Source organism: Spirillospora sp. NPDC046719, assembly GCF_040645715.1.
Classification (GTDB): domain Bacteria; phylum Actinomycetota; class Actinomycetes; order Streptosporangiales; family Streptosporangiaceae; genus Spirillospora.
Map to the genome: position 1 here is coordinate 1 of NZ_JBEYYT010000678.1, position 3,645 is coordinate 3,645.

Here is a 3,645-nt window from a genome sequence, read left to right on the forward strand (position 1 = left end):
GAAACAGGCCGTCCGTCGTGACGGGGGTTCCAGGGGGTCGCCCCCCTGGGAAAACACAGCCCCCCTGGGTCAACCGAGCGCTAGTTCCAGGTCGCGGAGGAGGTCGTCGGCGTCTTCGATGCCGACGGACAGGCGGACCAGGTCAGCCGGGACCTCCAGCGGGGAGCCGGCGGCCGAGGCGTGCGTCATCCGGCCCGGGTGCTCGATCAGCGACTCGACGCCGCCGAGCGACTCGCCGAGCGTGAACAGCTTCGTCCGCTCGCACACCCGGACGGCGGCCTCCTCGGACTCCATCCGGAAGGAGACCATGCCGCCGAAGGCGCGCATCTGCTTGGCGGCGGCCTCGTGGCCGGGGTGGTCGGGCAGGCCCGGGTAGTAGACCTGCCGGACGGCGGGGTGCCGGGTCAGCAGCTCCACGACCTTCTCGGCGTTGGCGCAGTGCCGGTCCATCCGCACGCCGAGCGTCTTGATCCCGCGCAGCGTCAGCCAGGCGTCGAAGGGGCCCGCGACGGCGCCCATCGCGTTCTGGTGGAACGCCAGGCGCTCGCCGAGCCCGCCGTCCGCGACGACCAGGGCGCCGCCGACGACGTCGGAGTGGCCGCCCATGTACTTGGTGGTGGAGTGCACCACGACGTCCGCACCGAGCTCCAGGGGCCGCTGGAGGTAGGGCGAGGCGAAGGTGTTGTCGACGGCGAGCAGCGCGCCCGCGTCGTGGGCGATGCCCGCGAGCATCGCGATGTCGGCGATGCCGAGCAGCGGGTTGGTCGGCGTCTCCACCCAGATGAGCCTCGTCTCGGGGCGGATCGCCGCGCGCACGGCCGCCGCGTCCCCGAGCGGCACCGGGTCGAACGAGACGCCCCACGGTTCGGCGACCTTCGCGAAGAGGCGGTAGGTGCCGCCGTAGGCGTCGTTCGGGATGATCACATGGTCGCCGGGCTTGCAGACGGTGCGGATGAGCGCGTCCTCGGCGGCGAGCCCGGACGCGAACGCCAGCCCGCGCGCCCCCGTCTCGATCTCGGCGAGGCATACCTCCAGCGCGGTACGCGTCGGATTGGCCGATCGGGAGTACTCGTAGCCGCCGCGCAGCCCCCCGATCCCGTCCTGCTTGTACGTGGAGACCTGGTAGATCGGCGGGACGACCGCCCCCGTGGCGGGGTCGGGCTCCTGTCCCGCGTGGATGGCCAGGGTCTCGAACCCCCGGTGAACCTCGTTGTCCATGGGTACGAGGCTATCCACCCGCCGCCCCTCCTCTGGGAGGAGGAGCTCCCCCGGAGGTATCAGCCCCCATTTCAGCACGCGGGTTGACCCCAAGAGCGCGCGCGTTCCCTACCGTTTAACCAGTATCCCGAGTTGACCCTTTATTTAAGGAAGACGCATGTTCGCTCGGCTCGCGCGCTTCGTCGTGAGACATCCATGGTGGACCATCGTGGCCTGGTTGGTGGCCGCCGGTCTCATCATCACGCTGTCCCCCAAGCTGTCCACCGAGTCCGACCAGGGCGACTTCCTGCCCTCCAAGTACGAGTCGGTCCAGGCGGCCAAGATCGCCCAGAAGGCGTTCCCCCAGCAGGAGGACACCTCCTCGATCGTCGTCGTCAAGCGCTCGGACGGAGGGAAGATCACGCCGGCCGACACCCGGGTGATCGACAAGGCCGCCGCGTCCATGAACGCGAGCAAGCCGGCCACCGTGCTGAACTTCCTCACCGGCGAGCAGCTGGTGGCGCCCAACAAGGCCGTCCAGGTCATCTCGGTGCCGATGAAGGGCACCGACCAGGCGGCCAGCAAGAAACAGGGCGACGCGGTCAAGGAGATACGCAAGGACCTGCCCGGGCTGCTGAAGGGCAGCGGGCTCGAGGCCAAGGTCGGCGGTGACGTCGCCGGCTTCGTCGACAACGAGGACTCCTTCAACAAGTCCTTCGAGATCGTCGGGATCGCCACCTTCGTCCTGATCATCGGGCTGATCCTGGTGATCTTCCGGGCGCCGATCGCCGCGGTGCTGCCGATCGTCGTGATCATGCTGACGATGCAGGTCGCGATGGGCCTCATCGGCACCGCCTCGAAGCTGTTCGGCTTCTCCGGCGACGACAGTCTCAGCACCATCATCCTCATCGTGCTGTTCGGCATCGGCGCCGACTACTACCTGTTCGTGATGTTCCGGTTCCGCGAACGGCTGCGGGCGGGCGAGGACAAGAAGACCGCGATGATCCACGCGGTGGAGCGGGTCGGCGAGGTCATCTCCTCGGCCGCCGCCGCCATCGCCGTCACCTTCCTGGTGCTGCTGCTCGCGACGTTCGGCGTGTTCAGCGCCTGGGGCCCGGCCCTGGCGATCTCCGTCGTCACCATGGGCATCACCTCGCTGACCCTGTTCCCGGCGCTCGTGTCGCTGCTCGGCACCGCCGTGTTCTGGCCGTCGAAGGCCTGGAAGAAGCAGCCCAAGGAGCGGGTCTCCGGCGCGATCGGCCGCGGCGTCGGCCGCCACCCGGCCGTCGCGGCGCTGGCCGCGGGCGGTGTCATGGTCGTGCTGGCCATCGGCGCGCTCGGCTTCAAGTCCGACTACGACTTCGCCGCCGGGTTCCCGCAGGACACCGAGTCGGCGCAGGCCACCAAGGACATGGAGCGGGGCTTCCCGCCCGGCCTCACCCAGCCCGTCCAGGTGTTCATCAAGAGCGACAACGGGCAGCCGGTCGCCAAGCAGGCGATCGCCGAGTTCTCCAAGAAGGCCGGGACGGCGCCCGGCGTCGGACGCGTCAACCCGGCGGAGCCCGGCAAGAACGGCGTCGTCCGGGTCGACCTGGTGCTGAAGAAGAACCCGGCCTCCAACGAGGCGATCAGCCTGGTCAAGAACGACCTGGCGCCGGCCGTGCACAAGATCCAGCCGCCCGGCACGCGCGCCTACGTCGGCGGCCCGACGGCGACCTACGCCGACATCAACGCCGTCAACAACCGCGACCTGTCGGTGATCCTGCCGGTGGCGGCGGTGCTGATCGCGCTGATCCTGGCGCTGCTGCTGCGGTCGGTGGTCGCGCCGATCTACCTGGTCGTGGCGGTGCTGCTCGGCTTCGCCTCTACGCTCGGCTCCGCGGTGTACGTCTTCCAGTACGCCCAGGGCAAGGAGGGCGTGATCTTCCAGCTGCCGATCATCCTCTACCTGTTCGTGCTGGCCATCGGGACCGACTACAACATCCTGATGACCGCGCGGCTGCGCGAGGAGGCCAAGGAGGGGTACTCGCCCCGGGAGGCGGCGTCCCGCGCCGTCCGGCACGGCGGCCCGACGGTCGCCGCGGCGGGCCTCATCCTGGCCGGCACCTTCTCGGTGATGCTGCTGGCGCCGGTGTCCATGCTCAAGCAGATGGGCTTCTCGGTCGCGATGGGCATCGCACTGTCGGCCTTCGTGATGTCGACGTTCCTGGTGCCGGGCATCACCGCGATGCTGGGCCACCGGGCCTGGTGGCCGGGCCACGGCGACGAGCCGAAGAAGAGGCTCGGACGCACCGACCCGTCGCAGGACCAGTACGTCGGCACGGGCTACCCGTCCTAGGACGGCAGCCCCCGCAGTCGTCGGATTGCGGAGCCCCGGTCAGAAATGCCGCCCACGGGCCGGGGCCCGCAATCCGGCTTCCTCCGAAGGCGAAGCGCCGGAGACCGCAC

Annotated in this window: 2 protein-coding genes; one reads left to right on the forward strand and one right to left on the reverse strand. The window is 69.7% G+C overall.

The features are described from left to right. Positions 1-69: 69 nt before the first annotated feature. Positions 70-1,218 (reverse strand): cystathionine gamma-synthase, encoded by a 1,149-nt coding sequence (locus ABZ914_RS48490; protein ID WP_500201375.1) that lies wholly within the window; start codon positions 1,216-1,218, stop codon positions 70-72. Positions 1,219-1,375: 157 nt separating this feature from the next. Here ABZ914_RS48490 and ABZ914_RS48495 point away from each other — a divergent pair, with 157 nt between their 5' ends. Beyond that, positions 1,376-3,535 carry an MMPL family transporter gene (locus ABZ914_RS48495; protein ID WP_500201376.1) on the forward strand — a complete coding sequence of 720 codons (2,160 nt, stop codon included), beginning with the start codon at positions 1,376-1,378 and terminating at the stop codon, positions 3,533-3,535. Positions 3,536-3,645 lie beyond the last annotated feature (110 nt).